The organism is Rhodococcus sp. P4_B6, assembly GCF_056402215.1.
In genome coordinates this window covers 1-2,013 of record NZ_JBFUHV010000410.1, presented here as the reverse complement: position 1 = coordinate 2,013, position 2,013 = coordinate 1, and the positions used below count along the sequence as shown (strand labels likewise).

3 protein-coding genes are annotated in these 2,013 nt (G+C 65.8%); all 3 read right to left on the bottom strand.

Going from position 1 to position 2,013, the window contains the following annotated elements:
* On the bottom strand, positions 1–214 hold a 214-nt coding region (locus tag AC1DWT_RS51085), incomplete at its 3' end, for a DDE-type integrase/transposase/recombinase (RefSeq protein ID WP_477926246.1).
* Between the two features lie 46 nt (positions 215–260).
* Positions 261–1,484, bottom strand: a complete 1,224-nt coding sequence (locus AC1DWT_RS51080) for an IS110 family RNA-guided transposase (RefSeq protein WP_206015571.1) — start codon at positions 1,482–1,484, stop codon at positions 261–263.
* 284 nt (positions 1,485–1,768) lie between these two features.
* Positions 1,769–2,013, bottom strand: a 245-nt coding sequence (locus AC1DWT_RS51075; protein WP_477926245.1) for an IS3 family transposase, incomplete at its 5' end; no start/stop codon positions are given.

Here is a 2,013-nt window from a genome sequence, read left to right as displayed (position 1 = left end):
GACGCAACCCGTGCTGCACACACGACGCCGCGGTCAGGTGGGCAGTGTATTCCCCACCCCGGTCCGAATGCAGGATCGTCTCGCGACACCGCCCACCGCGCGTGGCCACGGCTCGATCGATGGCGGTGGTGACCATCTCGGCGCTGATGTGATTAGCAATGCTGTATCCCAACACCTTCCGTGAATGACCGTCCCGGATCGCACACAAGAACATGTCCCCCTCACCGCACGTGAGGTAGACATCCCACGCGGGTCAGGTGTCAAGCAGCCGCCGGCTTCGGCCCAGAATTGAGGTCGGGCCAGGCGGCGTGGTCGTCCCAGGGTTCGTTGTGTTGCAGGCACCACCACATGCGCCCGAGGAGCTTGTTGGCGAGGTTGCGCAGCGCGGCGTTGTGATGGTCGCCGGCGGCTCGTCGCTTGTCGTAGTGGGCACGTGCACCCGCTGATTTGGTGAGGGTGACGAACGCCCACCAGTGGCAGGCGTCCCCGAGTCGCTTGTTGCGGACCTTGCGCGCCTTGACGTAGTGCGATCGGCCCGAGGCTCGGGTGATCGGCGCGGTACCGGCGAACGCGCGCAACCCGTTTGCCGTCGCGAACCGTTCAGGATCGTCGCCGATCTCGGCCAGGACCCGGGCGGCGAGAATCGGACCAAGTCCCGGAGCCGACCGCAGGATCGGCGCGAGGGGGTGGCTGTCGAATTCGCGACCCAGCGCGTCCTCGAGGCTGTCCACGGACTGCTGCATCGAGGCGATGACGGCGAGCAGACCGGTGACCGCGTGACCGAGTGCCTCCTCGACCTGCGGCGGCTGCCCGAGCGCGGGCGTCTTCAGCTCCTGCAGGATCCGCTCGACCAGGTTCGGGTCGTTGCGCCGGCCACAGCGTTGCAGCACCGTCACAACTTTGCGGCGGGTCAGGGCGCGACCCGATGCCGGGGTGGGCGCCGCGGAGAGCGTCGCGACCGCGGCGCGGTGCTTCAAATTCGGAAATGCTTGCAGTGCAGCAGGATAAAACTCCAGCAACACAGAGCGTAGTCGGCTGATGGTCTGATGCAGCGCCCAGATCGCCTCCTGGTGCTGACGTGCGAGGGCCTTGATCGCCCGGCCGTGTTCGCTGATCGCCGGCATCGGACGGTGCATCGCTCGGTCGGTGCGCAGAATGTTCGCCAGGATCGCGGCGTCACCCGGATCGGACTTGCCGCCGGCCTGTCCGTGGCGTTCGCGGTAGCGGGCCACCGCACGGGGGTTGATCGGGTAGACGGTGAATCCTGCTTCCATCAGCGCCACGACGAGCAGATTCTTGTCGGTCTCGATCGCGATAGGGGTGGTGCCCGGTGCGCCTCCGCTCTCGGCGATTACCTCCAGCAGTGCGGTCAATCCCGCTGTGCCGGTGTCGATGCGTTTCCGGGCGATGACGGTGCCGTTCTCGTCGACCAGGGCGACATCGTGATGCACTTCGGCCCAATCGATCCCGCAGTTGATGCTCATGTGCGACCTCCTGTCCAGCGGCGTATTCTGTTGTGAGCTCCGGGGGTTGTGCGGCGACCTAATGGAAAGCGCTCTTTGGCGCGGCATCTCACAAGCCGATCACGTGCCCCCAGCGACTGGCAGGGTCACCGTCTACCTTGAGACCTCTCACACAGTCGGATGCCCTCACAGCAGTGATCACCTCCCAGCGGCTCACTGCTCAGACTGCGCCCGGATCGGTAATATCTCAGGGACCTCCCGCCAGTCGCCTTGTGCGTGTCGGATCGTTTGGTCCGACTCACCCATTAGGTGATGTCGGTAAACCAGACCGCATCGAGCCGGCCCCGATCGAAGTGCCGCTCGATCAGATCCGGCGGGAACGACGCCTGCGGATCGACCACCGTGGTCTTGACCTTGAACGTGCGCGGGCTGATGCCCTCCACACCGAGCGAGGCCATGATCTTGGCCACGGTCTTGGCGTTCACCACCTCACCACGCGCCCGCAACTCGGCCGTGACCCGCGGCGACCCGTAGGTACCCGTAGGTACCC

Excerpts from the sequence above, each read along its gene's own strand:
- AC1DWT_RS51080 (WP_206015571.1), bottom strand. The coding sequence starts at position 1,484 with ATGAGCATCAACTGCGGGATCGATTGGGCCGAAGTGCATCACGATGTC.